General features: G+C 42.5%; 23 protein-coding genes. 3 read left to right on the top strand and 20 right to left on the bottom strand.

All coding sequences use genetic code 11. The annotated features are described in order from the left end of the window. Window positions 1–3: 3 nt before the first annotated feature. The 20 genes from AC3DKS_RS04425 to AC3DKS_RS04330 all read right to left on the bottom strand — a co-directional run bounded on the left by AC3DKS_RS04425 (window position 4) and on the right by AC3DKS_RS04330 (window position 15,055). Window positions 4–654: a hypothetical protein gene (locus tag AC3DKS_RS04425; protein ID WP_041326892.1), complete on the bottom strand. Its 651-nt coding sequence runs from the start codon at window positions 652–654 to the stop codon at window positions 4–6. Next, complete coding sequence (locus AC3DKS_RS04420; RefSeq protein ID WP_015752953.1) at window positions 651–1,544, bottom strand: ribose-phosphate pyrophosphokinase; 894 nt, start codon at window positions 1,542–1,544, stop codon at window positions 651–653. The genes AC3DKS_RS04425 and AC3DKS_RS04420 overlap by 4 nt, the downstream gene beginning before the upstream one ends. Before the next feature lie 9 nt (window positions 1,545–1,553). Beyond that, entirely contained in the window at window positions 1,554–3,062 is a 1,509-nt protein-coding gene (locus tag AC3DKS_RS04415; protein WP_238528090.1) for a thymidine phosphorylase family protein, read from the bottom strand. A 23-nt stretch (window positions 3,063–3,085) separates the two neighbouring features. Then, a complete protein-coding gene (locus AC3DKS_RS04410; RefSeq protein WP_015752951.1) occupies window positions 3,086–4,462 on the bottom strand; it encodes an MBL fold metallo-hydrolase RNA specificity domain-containing protein in 1,377 nt (458 codons plus the stop codon). A 3-nt stretch (window positions 4,463–4,465) separates the two neighbouring features. Continuing rightward, a complete protein-coding gene (locus AC3DKS_RS04405) occupies window positions 4,466–5,317 on the bottom strand; it encodes an ATP cone domain-containing protein (protein ID WP_015752950.1) in 852 nt (283 codons plus the stop codon). Between the two features lie 2 nt (window positions 5,318–5,319). Then, window positions 5,320–6,150, bottom strand: coding sequence for a universal stress protein (locus AC3DKS_RS04400; protein WP_041326891.1), 831 nt, complete (start codon window positions 6,148–6,150; stop codon window positions 5,320–5,322). A 206-nt stretch (window positions 6,151–6,356) separates the two neighbouring features. Then, window positions 6,357–6,746 carry a transposase gene (locus tag AC3DKS_RS04395; RefSeq protein WP_083760666.1) on the bottom strand — a complete coding sequence of 130 codons (390 nt, stop codon included), beginning with the start codon at window positions 6,744–6,746 and terminating at the stop codon, window positions 6,357–6,359. A gap of 58 nt (window positions 6,747–6,804) precedes the next feature. After that, window positions 6,805–8,169 carry a dicarboxylate/amino acid:cation symporter gene (locus AC3DKS_RS04390; RefSeq protein WP_272606750.1) on the bottom strand — a complete coding sequence of 455 codons (1,365 nt, stop codon included), beginning with the start codon at window positions 8,167–8,169 and terminating at the stop codon, window positions 6,805–6,807. Window positions 8,170–8,182: 13 nt separating this feature from the next. Next, on the bottom strand, window positions 8,183–9,241 hold the full coding sequence (locus AC3DKS_RS04385) for a class I fructose-bisphosphate aldolase (protein WP_272606749.1): 1,059 nt from the start codon (window positions 9,239–9,241) through the stop codon (window positions 8,183–8,185). A gap of 9 nt (window positions 9,242–9,250) precedes the next feature. After that, entirely contained in the window at window positions 9,251–10,264 is a 1,014-nt protein-coding gene (locus tag AC3DKS_RS04380; RefSeq protein WP_272606748.1) for a type II glyceraldehyde-3-phosphate dehydrogenase, read from the bottom strand. Beyond that, entirely contained in the window at window positions 10,261–10,542 is a 282-nt protein-coding gene (locus AC3DKS_RS04375; protein ID WP_474730878.1) for a DUF5676 family membrane protein, read from the bottom strand. The genes AC3DKS_RS04380 and AC3DKS_RS04375 overlap by 4 nt, the downstream gene beginning before the upstream one ends. Window positions 10,543–10,557: 15 nt before the next feature. Then, complete coding sequence (locus AC3DKS_RS04370; protein WP_272607129.1) at window positions 10,558–10,746, bottom strand: SHOCT domain-containing protein; 189 nt, start codon at window positions 10,744–10,746, stop codon at window positions 10,558–10,560. 60 nt (window positions 10,747–10,806) lie between these two features. Then, complete coding sequence (locus AC3DKS_RS04365) at window positions 10,807–11,022, bottom strand: heavy-metal-associated domain-containing protein (RefSeq protein WP_272606746.1); 216 nt, start codon at window positions 11,020–11,022, stop codon at window positions 10,807–10,809. A gap of 13 nt (window positions 11,023–11,035) precedes the next feature. Next, a complete protein-coding gene (locus AC3DKS_RS04360; RefSeq protein WP_272606745.1) occupies window positions 11,036–11,278 on the bottom strand; it encodes a hypothetical protein in 243 nt (80 codons plus the stop codon). A 26-nt stretch (window positions 11,279–11,304) separates the two neighbouring features. Continuing rightward, a complete protein-coding gene (locus tag AC3DKS_RS04355; protein WP_272606744.1) occupies window positions 11,305–11,781 on the bottom strand; it encodes a hypothetical protein in 477 nt (158 codons plus the stop codon). Between the two features lie 116 nt (window positions 11,782–11,897). After that, window positions 11,898–12,218 carry a hypothetical protein gene (locus AC3DKS_RS04350; protein ID WP_272606743.1) on the bottom strand — a complete coding sequence of 107 codons (321 nt, stop codon included), beginning with the start codon at window positions 12,216–12,218 and terminating at the stop codon, window positions 11,898–11,900. A gap of 22 nt (window positions 12,219–12,240) precedes the next feature. Next, entirely contained in the window at window positions 12,241–13,401 is a 1,161-nt protein-coding gene (locus AC3DKS_RS04345) for a porin family protein (RefSeq protein ID WP_272606742.1), read from the bottom strand. Next, window positions 13,398–13,805 (bottom strand): c-type cytochrome, encoded by a 408-nt coding sequence (locus AC3DKS_RS04340; RefSeq protein ID WP_015752938.1) that lies wholly within the window; start codon window positions 13,803–13,805, stop codon window positions 13,398–13,400. The genes AC3DKS_RS04345 and AC3DKS_RS04340 overlap by 4 nt, the downstream gene beginning before the upstream one ends. A 76-nt stretch (window positions 13,806–13,881) precedes the next feature. Next, a complete protein-coding gene (locus AC3DKS_RS04335; RefSeq protein ID WP_041326888.1) occupies window positions 13,882–14,463 on the bottom strand; it encodes a helix-turn-helix domain-containing protein in 582 nt (193 codons plus the stop codon). A gap of 172 nt (window positions 14,464–14,635) precedes the next feature. Then, window positions 14,636–15,055, bottom strand: coding sequence for an HYC_CC_PP family protein (locus AC3DKS_RS04330; RefSeq protein ID WP_430930916.1), 420 nt, complete (start codon window positions 15,053–15,055; stop codon window positions 14,636–14,638). A 689-nt stretch (window positions 15,056–15,744) separates the two neighbouring features. Here AC3DKS_RS04330 and AC3DKS_RS04325 point away from each other — a divergent pair. From AC3DKS_RS04325 to AC3DKS_RS04315, 3 genes are all read left to right on the top strand, one after another. Beyond that, window positions 15,745–16,161, top strand: coding sequence for an HYC_CC_PP family protein (locus AC3DKS_RS04325; RefSeq protein ID WP_041326887.1), 417 nt, complete (start codon window positions 15,745–15,747; stop codon window positions 16,159–16,161). Window positions 16,162–16,270: 109 nt separating this feature from the next. Beyond that, a complete protein-coding gene (locus tag AC3DKS_RS04320; RefSeq protein WP_272606740.1) occupies window positions 16,271–20,038 on the top strand; it encodes an efflux RND transporter permease subunit in 3,768 nt (1,255 codons plus the stop codon). Further along, window positions 20,035–21,252 (top strand): TolC family protein, encoded by a 1,218-nt coding sequence (locus AC3DKS_RS04315; RefSeq protein WP_272606739.1) that lies wholly within the window; start codon window positions 20,035–20,037, stop codon window positions 21,250–21,252. Before AC3DKS_RS04320 ends, AC3DKS_RS04315 begins: the two co-directional genes overlap by 4 nt. Window positions 21,253–21,255 lie beyond the last annotated feature (3 nt).

Genomic DNA, 21,255 nt, shown 5'->3' with positions numbered 1-21,255 from the left:
CTATTATTTATAGATTATCGTAAAATAGCTTCCGTCGTTTTCTACAAATTTTTGATAGGACAACAGCCCTTTTTTCGATAGTTTTTCAAGAACTGAATATTCAAGTTCCTTTATGCGTATGCCCCACGAATAGGCTTTCACCGTAAGTTTTGAATTGATTTGAATGTCTTTTGTTTTAGGATTAAGCTTTCGGTCAAAAATGTAGATTTTACTTTTTGAGCCGAAAAAATCCAGTAATCCCGAATCAAAACTAATTTCAAGTTCAACATTTTTCAAACTGTCCATGTTGTATAAATCTTTGAAATTTTTGGAACTGGTGTTTATTTCGGTTTCTTTCGATTTTCGATTTGAAAATGGAAATGCCATTACCATAACACTCGATGCTTCTGGCCGACAGCGATAGGTGGTGGAGTATTTATCCGTTGAATTCCCGTTTTCATCAAAGAATTCGGTTTCTACCTCAATTTCATAATATCCATCCGTTTCTATTAACCCTCCCGCCTGAAAGGTTTGCTTATTGCGAAAAACTCCATTTTCATCATAATTTTCCCGCACCACCAATCTGTCGGCGAGTTGGCCTATAAGCATTTCTTCTTGTGCCTGTACTAAAAAAGATGACAATAAAACGGTCAAAATGTAAATGGTACTTTTCATGTATGGTACATCAGTTCAGTTACTTCCTGGGCTATGACATCACTTAGGTCAATACCGTTCGATTGGTGTGGTATGGTGTTGCAAGTAATGATATCTTTCACATGGGCATCCCAAAGGTCTTGATAGGCGTTTCCGGAAAAAACAGCATGGATTCCGATGCATATCGCCGGTTTCATTCCGGCATTCTTCAAATGTTCCGTGGTTTCTATCATTGTCTGAGCCGTAGATATGATATCATCCACCAGGACTGGAGTGGATACTTTATATTTCGCTACATTGGGTACGGAAACTTCAACATCACGATCACCATGGCGCACCTTTTGCAATACGGTAAATGGAACTTCGGCTTTTTTGGCTACATCGGAAACCCATTGCTCGCTTTCGGAATCAGGGCCTATTAATACCGGATTGTGTATATTTTCATTGATGTATTTGGAGATGGCATCCGCGGCATGGATAACCCTATTCGGAATATCATATACCTCGCCTAAAGAACTTATGCGATGCAAATGGGGATCGACGGTCGTGATACTATCGGCAAAGCCCGAAATCAATTTTCCAAAATAGGTGGAGGAAACCCCCTCACCATCGTTAAAAACCTTGTCTTGGCGCATATAAGCCAAATAGGGTGCCACCAAACAGGTACACATTGCCCCCAATGATTTGGCCGTATGGCTCAAAAAGTAAAGAGGCAACAACTTTACATCAGGTTCGTGAAGGGTACAGACCAATACCACACATTTTCCTTTTACATCGGACAGAATGCGAGTATAGGACTCGCCATCAGGAAATTTTCGTATCGCACATTCCCCGATTTCGGCATTCATTTTCTTTGCTAGGAGTTCCGTTAATTCTTGGTTGCCGGGAAGGCTAAATAATATCGTTTGCATAAGTTCTTTTTATTGGATTGTAATTATATCATCATGATTCTCATAATATTCCAAGGCATAGTTCAGTTCCCCATTTGTTTCTGCGTGGAGTATATAGAGCAATCCCCCCTTTTCTATCTCATCGCCCAACCGGACGTTCATCGAAATGCCCGCCAATTTGGATTGTGGTGCTCCCGACAATTTTGCGAGTTTTGCAATCTTTCGATTGTTTATTTTTTTGACCTTACCACGTTTAGGTGCATGCATCTCAAATTGGTAAGGGGCAACATAGGTTTTTGAAAATCTTCCTTGGGCCTTGCAGATGGCCTCGAATTTTTGATAAGCCTTTCCGCTTTCCAACAATTCTTTCGCTGTATCAAGGCCTTTTCCTGTTTCCACTTTTTCCGATAGCTCCAAGAGGTGCCCCGCCAACAATAATCCTCGTTCTTTTAGGTCTTGTGGCGCATCCCTCTTATTCTGCAAAACACTTAGCACATCAACCGCCTCTAAATTAGGGCCGATACCCCTGCCCACGGGCTGGCTGCCATCGGTAATGACCACCTTTATTTTAAGCCCTACTGCATTGCCTACGGCTTCCATATGTTCCTTGAGTTTTTGCACGGCCTCTTCACTGCGCACCTTGGCCGTTTTCCCAACAGGAATGTCGATTACCACATGGGTAGCACCTGCAGCCGCTTTTTTAGACAATACCGAGGCAATCAGTTGACCTTCGCTATCAATATCCAAGGCTTTTTCCACCTTAATGAGAATATCGTCCGCTGGGCTTAATTGTGCCGTACCGCCCCATACCAAACAGCCGCCTTCCTGTTCCACGACACGTTTGATTTCTTCGCCAGAAAGGGTAACATTCGTCAATACTTCCATAGTATCGGCCGTACCCGCTGGAGAAGTAATGGCCCGTGAGGAAGTTTTGGGCATGGTCAGCCCGTAAGCGGCGGCAATTGCGACAACGATAGGCGTAGTTCTATTGCCCGGTAATCCCCCGATACAGTGTTTGTCAACCACTATTTCCTTCTTCCAATCCAGTTGTTTTCCCGAGGATATCATCGCCTTGGTAAGGTCCGAGATTTCATCGATATCCATTCGGTCGCCTGCACAGGCCGTAATAAATGCCGATAAGTGGATATTGGAATAATCGCCTTCGATGATATCCGTGATGATGTCCTTGTAAGCTGTATAACCGAGCTTTTGATTATAAATTTTTGCCCTTACAAAGCTCAATGATTCTATGGGTTCCAAATGGGACACGTATAACGTTTCGCCGTCCCATACTTTGAGTTTTTTTGCTGCTATTTGTGACAGCCCTATTTCGCCCTGCCTAAGAACTTCTGAAGTAATGATATGCAGACTTGCAATTATCGAGGAGCTCATGTTCGATACCCTTATACGGGTCAATGCCTCAAACCCTTCTGAAATACAGACATGACAATCTTCTCGCATATACACAACGTTTTCATTTTGCGTGTAAATACCTAGCGATTTATATTTGAGGATGTTTGATTTTTCTTCCATTTCCATGTTATTCTTTCGTAATTTCTTACCTACTTTAACTCTTCGATACCATAGAGTTGGGGAACTTCACTATCCCAGTCATAGATTTCCTTGATTCCCTGTTTTAAGGCCTCGGCCCCTTCTCTTTCGCCATGAACGATAAATATTTTTTCTGGCTGAATCTTTATATCACTCAACCAATCCAACAATTCGGCATGGTCTGCATGGGCCGAAAGACCTTCAATCTCGGCCACTTGCATTTTGAAGGATACAGTCTTTCCATACACTTTTATTTCCTTTTCTCCTTCCAATAATTTTCTTCCACGGGTACCTTCCGCTTGATAGCCAACAAAGAGTAAAGTGTTATCGGGGTTTTGTGCCTGGGTTTCCAGATAGTTCAACATTCTGCCGCCTGTGAGCATTCCGCTTCCGGCAATGACAATTTTTGGTTTGTCATCACTTCTCAGTTCCATAGTTTCACGGTAGCTGCTAACAACGGTAAAGTGGGAGCACATTTTGTCACACTCGTCATCTTCCAACCTATGCCAGTCACGTGTTCTGTGAAATAGTTCCAAGACATTGGCACCCATTGGGCTGTCCATTATCATGGGGACTTTCGGAATTTTGGTTTCTTTTAATAGCCTCCAGAATATCAACATCATCAATTGGGCGCGTTCAACCGAAAAACTTGGTATAAAAAGGCTACCGCCCCTTGAAACGGTTTCGTTGACCAATTTTTCAATTTCGGGAAGCGCTTCCGTCTCTTCGGGATGGAACCTACCGCCATAGGTTGATTCCATAAACAGCACGTCGGCTCTTTTTGGTTTAGCAGGTGGATATAAGAGCAAATCGTTTGTTCTACCAATATCCCCTGAAAAGACAAATCGTTTGTCCTGCACATCCAATTCAATATAGGTTGCTCCGAGAATATGTCCGTTATACTGAAATCTTGCTTTTACATTTTTTAAAATGGGAAGCCACTGGTTGAGTGGTATTCCCTTGAAATACGGAATGGTCTTTTCAACATCTTTTAAATCGTACAGCGGTTCTGCGGGACTGTGCTTTGAATACCCTCCCTTATTGGCACGTTCGGCCTCTTGTTCCTGTATTTTGGCACTATCGTTCAATATAATCTTGGCGATGTCCAAAGTGGGATAGGTGCCATAAATAGGCCCTTTGAAACCTTGCTTTACCAACCTTGGCAGATAGCCGGTATGGTCCAAATGGCCATGGGTAAGCAATACGGCATCAATTTCGGTGACGTTTACAGGTGGATATTCCCAGTTTTTTAAGCGTAGTTCTTTGAGCCCCTGAAACAGACCGCAATCGATAAGTATTTTTCTGTCCCCTGTGTCCAGAAGATATTTGGAACCAGTAACAGTACCAGCCGCTCCTAAAAAATGGATATTAATAGTTCTTTCGGTCATAATTCAAGTGTTTGGTTGATGGGTTTCGCATAGACTTTGCGAATCGGCTAGAATCTTTTTTCGTCTGGCCCCATCAATCCCAACTTTTTTCAACACATCGGGATTGTCCTTTATTTCCCTACAAAGTACAATTCCATGTTCCAACAATTTCGATTTCTCCGATTTGGTAATCGTGGTCAGTGAGGTTAAGGGATGCAGGCCAGCTGTGTCTATTCTATTCTTTAGTGCTTTTCCTTTGGGATAATCCCAACTGGTCAGCATTAACCCGACACAGTTTCCATAATGTGTGGCATCACTTGTAAATCGGGTATTGGTGTAAACACCGCCTTGGTGTGATTTGTTTTTGTGACCTTCTTGCTTTTCCCATTGCTTTTGAACATCCAAAAATCTAGATTGGATGTAGAGCGGGATTTTCACATTGCAAAACCGGCCTTGGTCGCTGTGATATTTACACTCTATCATATAGTGCCTATTCCCTTTTTGGGCAATCACGTCCACTTCATGCTGTACACAATCGCCTTTGACGAGTACCCCTACTTCTACCTCAAAGCCTTCATACTGCAATACTTTGCCAACAAATTTTTCAAAGGGGTAACCGGATGGCCCAAGTTCCATTAAGGCCTTTTTTAGCTTATATCGCGACGCACTTACCCTTGCCCTGCTTTTTAGCATCCTGAAGGCCATTTGATAGATTTTTTTTGTGGTCATTCCATCCTCAATATTTCCTTCTACTTCATGGGCGATTTGCTGTACAAGACTTTCATCGACCTGAGAACGTCTTAGGGAGTTGACAAGTTTATTCATATCAAATGCCTCCATTTCGCCCGAATATTTTTTAACCTGTATTACTCCCATTCCTAAATGCGTATTGTCATTACCGGAAGTGTGGAATGATTGGCTACACCCTCAGCGATACTTTTGGAAAATAAGTTTAAGAAACCCGTATTCCCGTGCGTACACATGGCAATTAAATCCGCCGGTTCATACGTTAAGAAGGTATTGATTCCCACCTCTACAGAGGGTTCGTTATTGACGAACATGGAATAATGTTTCAGGCCTGGAAACTTTTCAACAAATGTTTGGATAGGTTTTAGTCCTGCTTGAATACTATTGGTATCCGTTTTCGTATTGACGCGCAATAGATGGATATGTGCATTGCATTTTTTTGCAATGGAAATAACATGCTTAAATGCTTGACTTACATCCTCTTCAAAATCAGAAACAAATACGATATTTTTAAAAGGGAAAGCAACCTCGTCCTCCTTGACCACGATTACCGGAACATCCGATTTTCTGACGATCTCTTCCACGTAACTACCCAACAATTCACGTACAGCACCCTTAGTGCCGCTACTGCCCGTGATAATGAAATCATGGTCAAAATGCCCCGAATGTTTTATAATATGCTTGGTTCCTACTTGATATTGAAGGAAGGTTTGACATTTCAAATGTTCCTGTTCTGCCTTCTTTTCCAGCTCGCGTAAAGCGGATTTTGCACTGCCGATTTTTTTCAAGGTTTCAGGATGCCGTTTTTCCTTTTCCTTCTCCAGCTTTACCCAATCAACAGGGGTCTGTATCAAATGGAAAAAATGAATCTCGGCATCAAAAAGTTTGGCCATGTCTATTCCGAGTTTCGCAGCTTTAGTGCAGTTTTCAGAGAAATCTGTGGGTACTAGTATATTTTTCATTGTTATTATTATTAGGTAGTATATGTTTGATCTTTATGATATGCGTTGTCGCCTTTTTGCCTGTCATTTCATTAAAAAAGCGTTGCACTTCTCGAAACAATTTAAGTTGTGTATGATAGTTTCGGCAATAATTGTCAATGTTGTGTCAGCCGGATTTCCATGAATCAGTCAAAACCTAATTCTGATCATAACGCAGCTTCCCGAACCTAGGGTTTTTGACGCTTCATCACGGTACAGTTCCTCAGGATTAGTTTATTCCGAACATTATTTATCTCCAGCATTTTATTCTTTCCCTCGGCTGCTTTTCGTTGGTAGTATTCCCTTAATTCCGGGTCGTGATTGATTGCAGAGAGGGCACACATGTGGAATTGCCTTTTTAAGACGCGGTTTTCCATATGGTGTGTTTTGGCCCACTTTTGAGGGCTGGTCCCGTAGGTATACTCAAAGGGGGCTGCCCCGCAAAAGCAAGCAAGTTGCTTCAGGTTTTCATAGCGGGTGAAGAAGCTTGTAAAGATGGTTGGGTAAATTGCTGCATTCATTCCAGGGGAATCGCATACCGAGATAAATGCCCCAACATGTTTAATATTTGTGTCCATAGTTCAATCTTGGTTGTTAACGTTCACGTCATCGGTCGATCTTTTCATATTCTGGTTTTTAAACAGTGGAACACTCTTCTTGTGTTTTTAGTACTTTATCTGAGCCTGTGATGGGCATATTTCCATAAAATCGATTGAATACCATACAGGCCGTAAGATCGCCGGTAACGTTTACTGCCGTCCGAAACATTCCAAGCAACCGTTCCACCCCTATTATGATGATTATTCCTTCTGCCGGTATGCCTGCACCGGATAGTACGGAAGCTAAAATCACAACGCCCCCTCCGGGTATTGCAGGTGTCCCTATAGACGCCGCAACGATGGTAACCACCACCACGATGACATTCAAAAGGCCCATTTCCAGTCCGTATGCTTGGGCAATAAAGAGGGTGGTTATGGTCTGGTAAAGCGCCGTGCCGTCCATATTTACGGTGGCTCCGATAGGGATTATGAAATTACTGATTGTAGGATCAACCTTTAGTTCTTCTTCCGCAGTTTTGAGGGAGAGCGGCATTACCGCCGCGGAACTTGTGGTCGAGAAGGCCAGCAGTTGCACATCCCTGATCTTACGTAAAAACCGTAACGGATTTCCCTTGCCCAAAAGGCTTACACCTATCAGGTAAATTATGACCAACAACAATAGCCCTATCAAGACGACGAGCACATAAAAGCCCAGACCTGAAAGGGAATTTAGACCAACGCTAGAGGTCAGTTGCGCCATCAAGCCGAATACCGCCACCGGCACCAACAACATGGCCCACTTGACCACGGTCATACAGATTTCCTGAATGGCACTCAATAATAATTTTACGGGTTTTAGCAAGTCGTCGGGAAGGGACAATACGGCAACACCTATTATAATAGTAAAAATGACGATACTCAACATTTCGCCACTTACCATGGATGCCAAGGGATTGTCGGGCAACAAATTTGTTATAGCAGTGGGGATATCGTTCAAGCCGAATGACAGCTCGGTGCTTTCGGCATTACTGGTCAAAGCCTCTTCATGATCCACAGCGGCTTGTTGATGTAGATACTTGCCAGGGCGAAAGATTAAGGCAAGGATCGTACCTATAGTTACCGAAATAATTGTTGTGGAAATAAAATATAAGAGCACCCCACCACCTAGCTTTCTCAGATTCTCTTTGTCATTACTTGCTATACCTGTAATGATAGAGGCAACGATCAAGGGTATCATGATCATCTGTACCAATTTAAGAAAGAGCATGCCAGGTAGGGCCAACCAATTGCCAAGAACATCGGCAGTGCTTTTGGTTATCCAACCATTTTGAGGACTTAACAACAGTCCGAGACCGACCCCAAGGAACAGTGCAATGATGACTTTTAGCCATAACCTATCTTCCACCAATTTTTGCAGGTAGTGGTTAAGGGATTTCAGTGATTTTATTTCCGTATCGAACATTCTTGATTATCCATTATGCTATGGTTACTTTCTTCTCTAAATAAACGCCCTGTACGCCACGTAACAGTTCTACCCCCTCTTTGAACGGCCGCTGAAAAGCCTTTCTTCCCAAGATCAGACCGGAGCCTCCCGCTCGTTTATTGATTACTGCGGTGGTAATTGCTTCGGCCAAATCGGATTCGCCTTTGGAGCCACCTCCCGAGTTGATCAACCCGATTTTTCCCATATAGCAGTTTGCCACTTGTAACCTACATAGGTCAATGGGATGTTCCGTGGTCAAGGTTTCATACATGGCATCTTCGTATTTGCCGAATCCAATGTTTTTGAATCCAAAATTGGTAGTTGGCAACTTTTGCTTGATAATATCCGCCTGTATAGTAACCCCAAGATGATTGGCCTGCCCTGTCAAATCGGCCGATGAATGATAATCTTCTGTATCGGTTTCGAAAGCTTCGTTTCGGGTGTAACACCAGAGAATGGTGGCCATCCCAAGACTGTGCGCCTCCACAAATGCCTCGGAGATTTCCTTCAACTGCCGATTACTTTCATCGGAACCGAAATAAATGGTCGCACCGATTGCAACGGCACCCATGTTCCAAGCTTCCTTCACTGTACCGAAGAGGGTTTGGTCATATTTGTTGGGATAGGTCAGAAGCTCGTTGTGATTTATTTTTACGATAAACGGAACTTTATGCGCATATTTCCGCGCGTAAAGGGCCAAGCCCCCGAAAGTCGAGGCCACTCCGTTGCAGCCTGCTTCGATAGCCAATTTTATGATGTTCTCAGGATCAAAATAGTCAGGATTTTTATAGAAGGAAAAAGCGGCGCTATGTTCAATACCCTGATCGACAGGAAGAATGCTGAGATATCCTGTGCCAGCAAGATTTCCGTGACGATAAAGTTGTGAAAGGCTTCCGAGGACCCGAGTATTTCGATCAGTGTTGACGAATACCTTGTCTACAATGTGTTTCTCTGGTAACTGCAATTCATCCTTGGTAATCTTATTGCTAACATGTTCCAGGTAGAAAGATGCCTTGTCCCCTAAATGTTCCTTTATTTCTTCAAATGTCATCTCTATTTTTTAATTAATTCCTAAACTTTTATTGGTTTTGACGATGGATTTTTGACCATCATTTTCGATACCCGTCAATGCTCGTATCGCATCAATGGTCTCAGGAATTACGATGGCCTGATTATCCACCACATAGGCATAAAACAGTTCGTCGACCACGACTTTGAGCATGTCTTCCCACAGGGCGACTTCGTACATATCGCCCCAAGGCCGTCCCATATCCAGATACATTTCCTTAATGGTGTTGTTCGAGACCAGCCCTTGATCGTAGCGTATCAATTTGATACGGGTCGAGGTTTTAAGGGCCGCTAGCACTTCCTCTTTGCATGCTTTTCTCTTTAGCTTTACGTTCCAGTAGTGCATATGGCTCAAAGTTTGGGGTACTTTTACCGCCGATGTAATTACATCGAGATCGGGATCCACGCTTTGGGCATCCGGACCTTGGTGGCTCGGGATTTCCTTTTCGGGCACCATCGTATTCATAATGCCCCCCAAATGGCTTTCCCAGGGGTCTGTAGCCCTTCTCAAAAGGGTGCCCCTCCCATAGTCAAGTAGTTCGGCTCTTTTTAGTGCAGTCAGCGTTCTTAAAATGGATGTGGTATTGCAGGAAACCACTCTTGTCGAATTCAAACCTACGGCCGATTCATAATTGTTCTCTGCACTAAAGGAATGGCCTGTGGTTTCATGTTTTTCCCCTCCTTGAAGGATAAATTTGATTCCTTTTTCCCTATAGGTTTCAACATTTTTAGCCGCAATCTTTTTGGGGGTACAATCCACAACCAGATCAACCCGTTCCAATAGCTCTTGCATAGAACCTGCAACGGATATTCCCTCCGATCGCATTTTTTCATCTGCTTCCTTGGTTGCGGCAAATACTGCAAAACCTTTTTCCAAGGCGGTCTGTATACGCCAATCGCTAATGATGTCGCAGACCCCGAAAAGGTCCATATCCTCTTGTACATTAACGGCATCGGCCACTCTTTTTCCGATGACTCCATATCCTACTACTGCTATTTTTTTCACACTCTTCTGTTTTTTAACTGTACATTATAAAATGCCGCTATAAGTGCTCCGATCAGCCACCCTATGATAAAAGTTTGGACAATGCCTATGGCCGCTTCCCGAAGGGGGATATCCATTCTAATAATACTTGTAGTGTCCAACCCGTGCAGCAAACTGTTGAAGAAATCTATTGTTCCCTCACGGCCGGCTGTTAACATTACTACTATACAACCCAGATATACCAATGCTCCTGTAAGCCCCATGGCAAAGCCTAATTTTTTTATGTTGATTCGATTCATGATTTTCGTTTTTTGTTATTTATCAGATTCCAAAACTTTCTTTGATTCCTCATATTCTTCTTTCGAGATTTCGCCTTTGGCAAATCGCTTTTTAAGAATATCGTTTGGGTTCTCGTTCTCGTTTTTCCGATAGGGGATGTCGTGTGGGACAAAGAATATCCAGATTAATAGGATCAACCATATGATCCACCATATAAAGTGCATACCGCCCCAGTGTCCATCGAAATAATGCATAGTTTTTTTGTTTTAAATGTTAATACTTAATTATTCTATTTCGGTTATTTTGTAACCGCCAAGCTGATCGAGTTGTTTCTGCAAATCATTTATTGAAAGATTCTCGTTCATATTGATTTTGGCAACTCCTTTTGGATTCAAGAATATTTTCGCTTCATCTATAGCCTCATGGCCTTCCAAAACCTTCTTGACCCTTGTGATACAGCCTCCACAACTTATCCCGTCTATTTGAAACTTCTTCTTCATAAGTTTTTCGTTTTCAATGGTGGTGCTGTTCTTTGTCCTTGTCCTGTTTTTCTTCACTTTTTCTTTTCAGATTATCCTCTGTTAGACCATGACTGTGGCCACCGTGTCGCATTGGCATTAACAAATGCACAGCAAACATGATTACGATAAAAGTGAACAGGGTCAGGTTACCTTTGATCCCGAATACGGGAGCGAAAAAAATAAGCAATAGGGGTAGGCCACATCCGATGACCATCCATAACCAGTGATTTTTCATGGTTCTGTATTCTTTTAAATTAAATTTTAGTGATTTTCAGAGTGATCGGTATTGGAAGAACCCGATGGCATGTTACCCATCATTCCATTCATGTCCATTCCCTTATCTCCCATCATTTTCATACAAGATTCCATACAGTCTTCGCTCATCATCCCTTTTTCGTGCATCATTTGCATCATGTTGCCCATCATCTTTCCGTCCTTCATCATATTTTGCATCATGTTCTTCATCATCATACTGTCTTTCATCATCATCTGCATGCCGCCTCCCTGCATCATGTTTCCCATCATTTTAGTATTGCCCTGCATCATTTGCATAGCATGGTCATTATTCTGCATGGCATCCATAAATTCGGTCATATAACTATGATTGCCTGCTATTGTGTTCATGATTTCAGTTCTTGTTTCGGCATTTTTAAGTAGTGCGTTGGCATCTACACTTTGGTTACAGCTCCCTAGAGCTATGAACGCAATCATAGAAAGCATTAGTGATACTGTTTTCATTGGTTCTAATTTTTATAATTAATATGTAAATGTCCTTAGGTGATATCCTTTATTATGCTTGGAATTTTGCTCCCATAACCAAAATGGCCCAGCGGCTATGGGAGCATTTCCATCTATCAATTAGCTGACTTGAGAAACTCTTCTATTTTTTTACTTTCGTGTTCGGTCAGGTTTGCCCTCACCCGCATGTGTAAGCTTATAGTTTCCCAGTCCGTATCATTGTAATCAGCCGGCGACGGGGCAATGTGACAGCGGTTACAGGTCTCTCCCCATAGTTGTGCCCCGGATTTCTCTATACTAAATTCTTCGGAAGCTTCTACCACTGAATCTGCTGGCACATCGGTATTTTTGTCCTTGGTCGATGAACAGGCGACGACCGTCAGTCCCAATGCAACCATGAGCCCCAAAGCGATTGATAATTTATACACTGTTTTCATTTCTCTAATTTTTATGATTTAATTAAAATCCTATGGCCCAATGCAAAAACAAACCGTTTGTATTGGTGATTCCATCTCCATCATGGCCTCCTTCAGTTTCTGTGGTCTGATAACTAAGCTTCACTACCGACCGCCAGCTCAACCAATAGTTGAGTCCGAAGGCATATTGTGTTGATTTCTCTTCCCACTCAGCGCCTTCAGGTGCGTTAAAGTCTGAGTACCTTCCAACAAGCTCCAATTTTTTCACGAAGTCACTGCTGGCCATTGTGGGCCTATAGCTCAGTTGGGCATAAAAGGAGTTACTTTGATTGTCAAAAGAATATTCTTCTAAATCACCATCTTCATGCATCTCGATAAATGTGGCCGTATCCACGTTGGAACTGTTATATTGTGCTTTTACATCCACTATGCCACTCAATCCCGGTATTTGTTTCACCAAGGAAAAATCCAGGGCATATAAAAAAGCACCAATGTCCTCGAATTCTGAACCCTCTTCCCCTGTGCCGCTGGTTGAATAGGCTGAAAAACCAATTTCAGTAGAAGAATCTGAAAAAGGCAACAACCCGATTCGGCCACCAAAAGCTTTGGCCAAATTGGTATCCTCATAGTTCGCAAATTCCAAAATACCTGCTTCTTCCGGTTCTTCAGATCCATCTTTTATTCTTGGGCCGTTGGTCGAGTACACTGAATAGTTTAATTTGGGGCCACCTAAATCAAATGCCCCCCTAAGCTCTACACCGATACCCGAGGAGGGTGCTATGCCATCGTGTCCGTAGCCCAAGGGGGCATTGGGTAATCTATTTATCCACGCGGGATGCAACCTTTCGATGAATGTGCCGAAGGGCAAAAGAAATTTCCCAGCCCGAACGGTCATGTTCTTGTTGAGCACGTACATGACATCTGCATATTCCAAACCGGTTTCTAATTCATTCCCTTCCAACACAAACTCCAGTTCAGCCTCGAACATCAATCTGTCAGAGTGTTTGTATAGGAATATAGGAGCGAAAGCCGATCCCAGAAAAGTAGATTCTGTTTCGTCGCCCGAATCCATATATTCGAACCCCGTGTGGCCGTAACCACGCAGCATAAATTGGGTCTTACTCGGTTCAAAGGTGTTGTAGGTCTGTCCAAATGCTGAAGACCCAAACGCCAAAATGGTCATAAATACTAGTAGCTTTTTCATTTTTTTAAGGTTCTGATATAGTTAATCAATTCCCATCTTTTCTTTTCCGGCAATGCACTTTTATAAGAGGCCATGGGTGAACGCCCTTCAGTTAACTTCCAGAAAAGAGCTCCGTCGGTCTGGGCCTGCACATCCGTATTGGTCAAATCGGTAGGTTTCGGAGTTAGGCCTGCACCTCCCATGCCGTCTCCCTTTCCTTTTGCGCCATGGCAAATCACACAAAGCATTTTGTAAGTTCTTTTGCCATTGGCAACAGCAGAGGCATCATTTTTCAAGGGGTTAGTCAATTTATCCGCACTTTCGGGCGCTTCCCATTTTTCTTGTGAATTCACGCTCGGTATCGCCAAGAGAAGTAGAAGCACCGTAAGTGTAATAGGTCCTGATAATGTTTTAGTTATTTTCATATTTTGAATCAATTAGGTTGTTGAGTTAAAACTATTTTTTATGGGTCAGTTATAACTTCATAATATTCTTTTATATCTATATAATTTCGTCAAGAAAGCCCCGTTGCCACACTTGGCTATTCTTGTAATCGGTCATGCTCATGCCCATGATTTCCTTGAACTGTCTGGATAAGTGGTTAACACTGCTGTAATCGAGCATATAAGCGATATCAGAAAAGGTATGCTGCCGCAACTGTATGAGCTCTTTTACCTTTTCAATTTTCAACTTGATGAAATATTTTTCTATAGTGGTATTTTCATTTTTTGAAAATTTTTTGCTCAGCACTTTGTAGGCTCTATGCAACGATTTTGTCAGATAGTCCGAAATATTTTCCTTTATATCAAAGGGGACATCGGAAACCAATGATATCAAAGCAATCTTTATTTGCTCGACTATCATCTCTTCTTCACTTTTGGCTATTTCAAAGCCGTTGGAATGAAGGACATCCATCACTTCTCGGTCTACTTCGGCAATTGATATTTCTTGGGCCTTTACCGTAAGTTTCCCTAATTCAAGGGACAATACCGGAATTCCCAAATCACGCAATTCTTGCTTTATGACTTTTAGGCACCGACTACAGACCATATTCATGACCCAATAAACTCTAGTGGATTCCATGTATGAAAATGTTCGTGTTCATAACTGAGTAATAAATCAATCGGAGGATTGATTCTCTGATAAAATACAGGTCGAAAAAGGGTGTCGCCAGAAAATGGACGCGACAGTAGATAACCAAACAATGGGCTGTTGGCAATGGGAAGCACAGATTGTTAATCCGCTTAAATAAAAATCAAATCAAGAAAACTTCGTGAAGTATGAGTATGTCCCGTTCGATCCAGGGAGGATCATGGTTTATAACGGAAACTGTTTTAAGCTCAAGTTCTTGAAATAGACTAAAATAGGAGTGGAAAAATGCTTTTAAAAAGACAAAAGCATGCGAATCAAGCTCAGATGAAGCCTTCTTTAAATCATCATTACCAATGTTGATAAAAGAATCAGTACTACAGCAATTTTTTTGCTCTAAAGAACATTTCTTCGGGGTATTTTCTGGGTTTTGAAGCTTTTCATCACATGGTTTTGCCTCACCAGTCACAGATAAGCTCACCAACTTGCTACAGCAATAATGCATATTTGCCGTAAAAGACATGGTGGTAAATAATACCGTACACGTGAGAAATATGGATAATATTTTAGTACAAATTCGCTTCAATGCTTAATGCTAATTGTTTTTGTTTAGCCTATTTCATATAACTTTGATTTGACTATAACTGTAATTATTTGTTTTTCAATTAATTGAATTGTAAGTCTGTTAAGAATCCGCTTTAAAAATAACCAGGAGGGCTAAACAAAAATATGATATTGGTCATGTTTAAGACTAAAAGATTCGTAATTACGAATTAAACAATGTCTTTGGTATAGTTTCTCACTAGCAATATCTTGGAAAGCGCAGCAAATCGCTTGGAATTACTGATTCAAGCACAGGAAAAGGGCACATATAAACATTCAATATCATAAAAGCGATATTAAGGAACAAAATGTTATTTGCAGAACTTAGGTGCAGGGCCGGCTTTTGCTCTTGTTTTTCACTTGTTTGAATTGTTGCTCTAAAGATGGTGATCAGACGGGTCTCTCGTTACCAAGGGAATTATTTTACTGTAGACCTGGACTTTCAGAAAGGGGCTTTGTCACAAAACAATGGCAGGTTTATACACAAGGATTTTGAGTCGGCAGGTTTTGATCATGGCCAAACCTCCAGACTTTTAACGAGTTGGACCAATTGCTAATGGAACTCAGATCGGATTAATTTGGACAAACTATGCTGGTTATGTCAGATGAAGATGTCGTAAAATATGTTAAACAGAAAAAAAGTGTTAAAGTTTTTGTAGATTTGCATACCTAATGAAAAAAAGATTTTGCAAAATATCGTCATCTATAATGGCACTTTTAGTGCTGTTATCGACGTTCTCCTTTGCCGTTGATCGGCATTATTGCGGCGATGTTTTGGTGGATTTCTCTTTTTTCGGTAAAGCGGAGTCTTGTGGAATGGAGATGCAACAATCCAAAGATTCACATTACCACCTTATAGGAAATAAAGGTTGCTGCGAGGATCAAACACTAGCCATTGCTGGCCAAGATGATTTAAAGATTTCATATGAAAATCTCAACGATGAGCAACAAGTCTTTGTAGTATCATTTCTATATTCTTTCATAAACCTTTACGAAGGATTTGATACGAAAATCGTTCCTTTTAAAGATTATTCCCCCCCACCACTGATACGGGACATCCAAGTTCTGGATCAGACCTTTCTGATTTGATTTTTAAGTAATTGACAATTTAGGCCCAACATATTATTTATTGTTAGGGTCAAGTTGGTTTTTGTTGGTTTTGTCAACTTGAATTTCCAATTACTTAATTATCCTAATCATGCTAAATAAAAGCATAAAGTTTCTCATAGAAAATAAATTGGTAGCGGTTTTGCTGCTCGCCCTTTTTGTAGGCTGGGGAATCGTAAATGCACCTTTTGAATGGAATACCGGCGCACTACCCAGAAATCCGGTTGCTGTTGATGCCATTCCCGATATTGGGGAAAATCAGCAAATCGTATTTACGAAGTGGGACGGTCGGTCCCCACAGGATATCGAAGATCAGATAACCTACCCATTGACCACATCTTTATTGGGTATTCCCGGCGTAAAGACCATCCGTAGTTCCTCCATGTTCGGCTTTTCGAGTATCTATATCATTTTTGAGGAGGATATTGAGTTCTATTGGAGCCGTAGCCGTATCCTTGAGAAATTGAATTCACTACCGGCAGGATTGTTACCGGAAGGTGTCAACCCGGCTCTGGGGCCCGATGCAACGGGATTGGGCCAAATTTTTTGGTATACGCTCGAAGGCCGTGATAAGGATGGCAATGTTACCGGAGGTTGGGATCTGCAGGAACTTCGCAGCATACAGGATTTCTATGTGAAATATGCCCTTTCTTCGGCGAGTGGGGTTTCCGAGGTGGCTTCCATTGGCGGTTACGTTCTGGAATATCAAGTCGATGTAAACCCGGAATTGATGAAGCAGTACGGTATCAGTCTGCAACAAGTCGTAAAAGCCGTAAAACAGAGCAACAGGGACATCGGTGCGCAAACCTTGGAAATCAATCAGGCCGAATATCTGATTCGCGGGCTGGGTTATGTCAAATCATTGTCCGATTTAGAGAACGCCGTGGTTACTTCGAGCGATTTTACCTCGATACGTATTGGGGATATTGCCAGGGTAGCACATGGCCCAGCTACCCGAAGGGGAATATTGGATAAGGAAGGTGCCGAAGTCGTTGGTGGCGTGGTCGTGGCCCGCTACGGTGCAAACCCCATGGAAGTCATCAACAATGTTAAAGACCAAATAGACGAACTCAGTGCGGGGCTTCCTTCAAAAGAACTTAGCGACGGGACAACATCGCAATTGACCATTGTCCCGTTTTATGATAGAACCGAGTTGATTCAAGAAACACTTGGAACCCTCGATGAGGCACTGACCCTGGAAATACTGATTACCATTTTGGTCATTATTGTCATGGTCTTTAATCTAAGGGCTTCCATTTTGATTTCCGGACTGTTGCCGGTTGCAGTGCTGATGGTCTTTATCGCTATGAAACTTTTTGGCGTGGATGCCAATATCGTAGCGCTGTCGGGTATCGCTATCGCTATTGGCACCATGGTCGATGTAGGGGTCATCCTCTCCGAGAATATTATACGGCATTTGGACGAATCTGATGGTAAAGAATCCATCAATAAAGTTGTTTATACGGCAACAGCGGAAGTGTCGGGTGCTATCTTAACGGCGGTAATGACCACTATTATCAGCTTTATCCCTGTCTTTACCATGATCGGGGCAGAAGGAAAGCTCTTTCGCCCACTGGCCTTTACCAAGACCTTTGCATTGACTGCATCCATTATCGTCGCTTTATTTTTGATACCGCCATTTGCAGCATTTCTGTTTCGTAAAAAGAGTGTAAAGAATACGCTGGGCTATGGTGTCAATGGGGTGCTTATCGTTTTGGGAATTCTTGCCATTGTCTATGGCTCTTTGTTAGGGTTGATATTGATAGCCTTTGGTGTGGTAGGCCTCTTGAAATATCCCGAATTGGCCTCAAAAATTTCATCGGGATTCACGATTTCCGATAATCGGGCCAATTTGATCAATATCATCATTTCGGCATTTGCCATTGTTTTTGTCCTCGCCGAATACTGGAGGCCCTTGGGGTTGGACAAAAGCATTTTCTGGAACCTGATATTCGTGGGTCTTATCTGTTTCGGGCTTCTGGGTTTCTTTACGATTTTCAGAAATTATTATACCCGAATTTTACGTTGGGCCTTGCGCAACAAACTTATTTTCCTCTCAATCCCGACCGCGATAGTTGTGTTCGGTGTGATGATTATGCGAAATACCGGAAAGGAATTTATGCCCTCGCTCAACGAAGGTTCCTTCCTTCTGATGCCCACATCGTTGCCACATGCAGGGGTAGAAGAGAACAAACGCGTACTTCAGCAACTCGATATGGCCGTGGCCAGTATTCCGGAAATAGCGACTGTAGTCGGTAAATCAGGAAGAACGGAATCGGCCCTAGATCCCGCTCCACTTTCCATGTACGAGAATGTTATTCAGTACAAACCGGAATACATGCTCGATGAAGATAGAAAATGGCAACGCTACAAAGTAAATGAAGATGGCATGTTCGAACTGAGGGACGGTACTTTTGTGACCAATCCGAATTTAGAGGTCGATACGGATGATGCGGATTATAAGGAATCTTCGATAAAATCTGCTTTTTCCGTACAGCAAAAAGACCTGATACCTGATGAGGACGGCGAGTATTTTCGAAACTGGCGACCCGAAATAAAGTCGCCCGACGATATTTGGAAAGAAATTGTCAAGGTAACCAAATTCCCAGGTGTTACCTCCGCCCCGAAACTACAACCTATCGAAACCAGACTGGTCATGTTACAGACAGGAATGCGGGCACCCATGGGCATCAAGGTCAAAGGTCAGGATTTAAAGCAAATCGAAGCATTTGGGATTCAATTGGAAGACATCCTGAAAGAAGCCGAGGGGGTCAAGGACGAAGCGGTATTTGCCGATAGGATTGTGGGCAAACCCTATCTCTTGATAGATATCGATAGGGAACGATTAGCCCGTTATGGTATTACCATAGAAGATGTACAAAGTGTATTACAGGTGGCCGTTGGTGGCATGGTACTAACCCAGACCGTTGAAGGCCGGGAACGTTATGGGGTTCGTGTGAGGTATCCTAGGGAACTTAGGGAAAACCCGCAGGACCTAAAGGATATTTATGTGCCCGTTGAAAAAGGGAATCCCGTTCCTTTGAGCGAGCTGGTAACCATTAACTATGAACAGGGGCCACAGGTCATCAAAAGTGAGGATACTTTTTTGGTGGGTTATGTACTCTTCGATAAGTTGGACGGTTTCGCTGAAGTGGAAGTGGTTGAAAACGCCCAGGCCTTGATTCAGGAAAAAATCGATAGCGGTGAATTGATAGTTCCCAAAGGGATCAACTATCTCTTTACGGGAACCTATGAAAATCAGTTACGGGCCGAAAAAACTTTGTCTGTGGTGGTACCCTTGGCATTGACTATTATTTTCCTGATCCTCTATTTCCAATTTCGCTCCGTGGGTACATCGTTAATGGTATTCACAGGTATAGCGGTCGCCTTTGCCGGAGGATTCTTGATGATTTGGTTTTATGGTCAAGATTGGTTTTTAAACTTTAATTTTTTTGGGGAAAACCTACGCGACCTCTTCCAGATGCACACTATAAATCTTAGCGTCGCTGTTTGGGTCGGGTTCATCGCCTTATTTGGTATTGCCACGGACGACGGTGTAGTCATGGCGACCTATCTGACACAGACTTTCGATAGAAACAAACCGGATACCCTTATGGGCGTTCGGGATTCGGTAGTGGAAGCAGGCGAAAAACGTATCCGTCCCTGTTTGATGACCACGGCAACGACAATTCTTGCCTTACTGCCAGTACTGACCTCCACAGGCCGTGGTAGCGATATTATGATACCCATGGCGATACCAAGTTTTGGCGGGATGCTTATCGCACTGATTACCCTTTTTGTGGTTCCTGTTTTATACAGTTGGAAAGCGGAGTTTCAATTAAAACGATTGTCGAAATGAAAAAATACGTACAGATCTTTTTAGGAATCATGTCCATTGCTGCTATTAATGCACAGGAGTTGGAAAGTTTGATTGAGCAGGCCGAATTGAACAACCCTGAGATTCAGGCCTATGAACTGCGCTACAATATCGCCTCGGAAAAAATCAATGAGGTCAAAACGTTTCCTAATACGGAAATAAGTGTGGGAGTCTTTGCCAGTGAACCGGAAACTCGAACAGGTGCCCAAAAGGCAAGGTTTTCCGCCAAGCAAATGATCCCTTGGTTCGGCACGATTACCGCACGGGAAAATTATGCCAGTTCACTAGCCGATGCACAATATGAAGATCTGGTCATCGCCAAGCGAAAATTGACCTTGGCCGTTTCCCAATCCTACTATCGCCTCTTTGCAATCCGTGCAAAACAAAAGGTGCTCGATGAAAATATCGAACTATTGGAAACCTATGAACGACTGGCCTTGACCTCGGTCGAAGTAGGTAAAGCCTCCGCTGTAGATGTACTTAGATTACAGATACGTCAGAATGAACTGGAACAAAGCAAAGAAGTCTTAAGTGAGGAATATCAGGCCGAGCAAACCTTGTTCAACAATCTGCTCAACAGGGAGGAAAACACACAGGTCGATGTGTATTATGAATTTACCATACCCGAAGTAGATCCTGTTTTTGCAGAAGGCGATCTTCAATTACATCCGGAACTTGTTAAGTACGACAAATTGTACGAATCTGTAGAAAAATCCGAGCTGTTGAATCAAAAAGAGGCATTGCCCGATCTTGGTTTTGGACTCGATTATATACCTGTCGCTGAACGGCCCGCGATGGACTTCAGCGATAACGGAAAGGATATCGTAATGCCGATGGTTTCCTTGTCCATACCCATTTTCAATAACAAGTATCAATCCATTTCAAAACAGAATGAGCTGCGGCAACAGGAAATCACCGCGCAGAAGGCCGAAAGAACTAACAAACTGAAAACCTTGTTGAGCGAAGCGATCAACCAAAGGGATGCAAATAGGATACGCTTTAATGTGCAACAGAGAAATATAGATAAAGCCATCGAAGCAGAAAAAATCCTTATTAAAAGTTACGAAACGGGAACTATTGATTTTAATGATGTACTCGATGTTCAGGAACTGCAATTGAAGTTCCAGATAAATCAAATCGAATCCATTAAAGGATACTATATACAATCGTCGAACATCAATTACTTAAAAAGTTAGAAA

The sequence above is a fragment of the Robiginitalea sp. genome (assembly GCF_982776155.1).
This window is presented reverse-complemented; position numbering and strand designations above follow the sequence as displayed.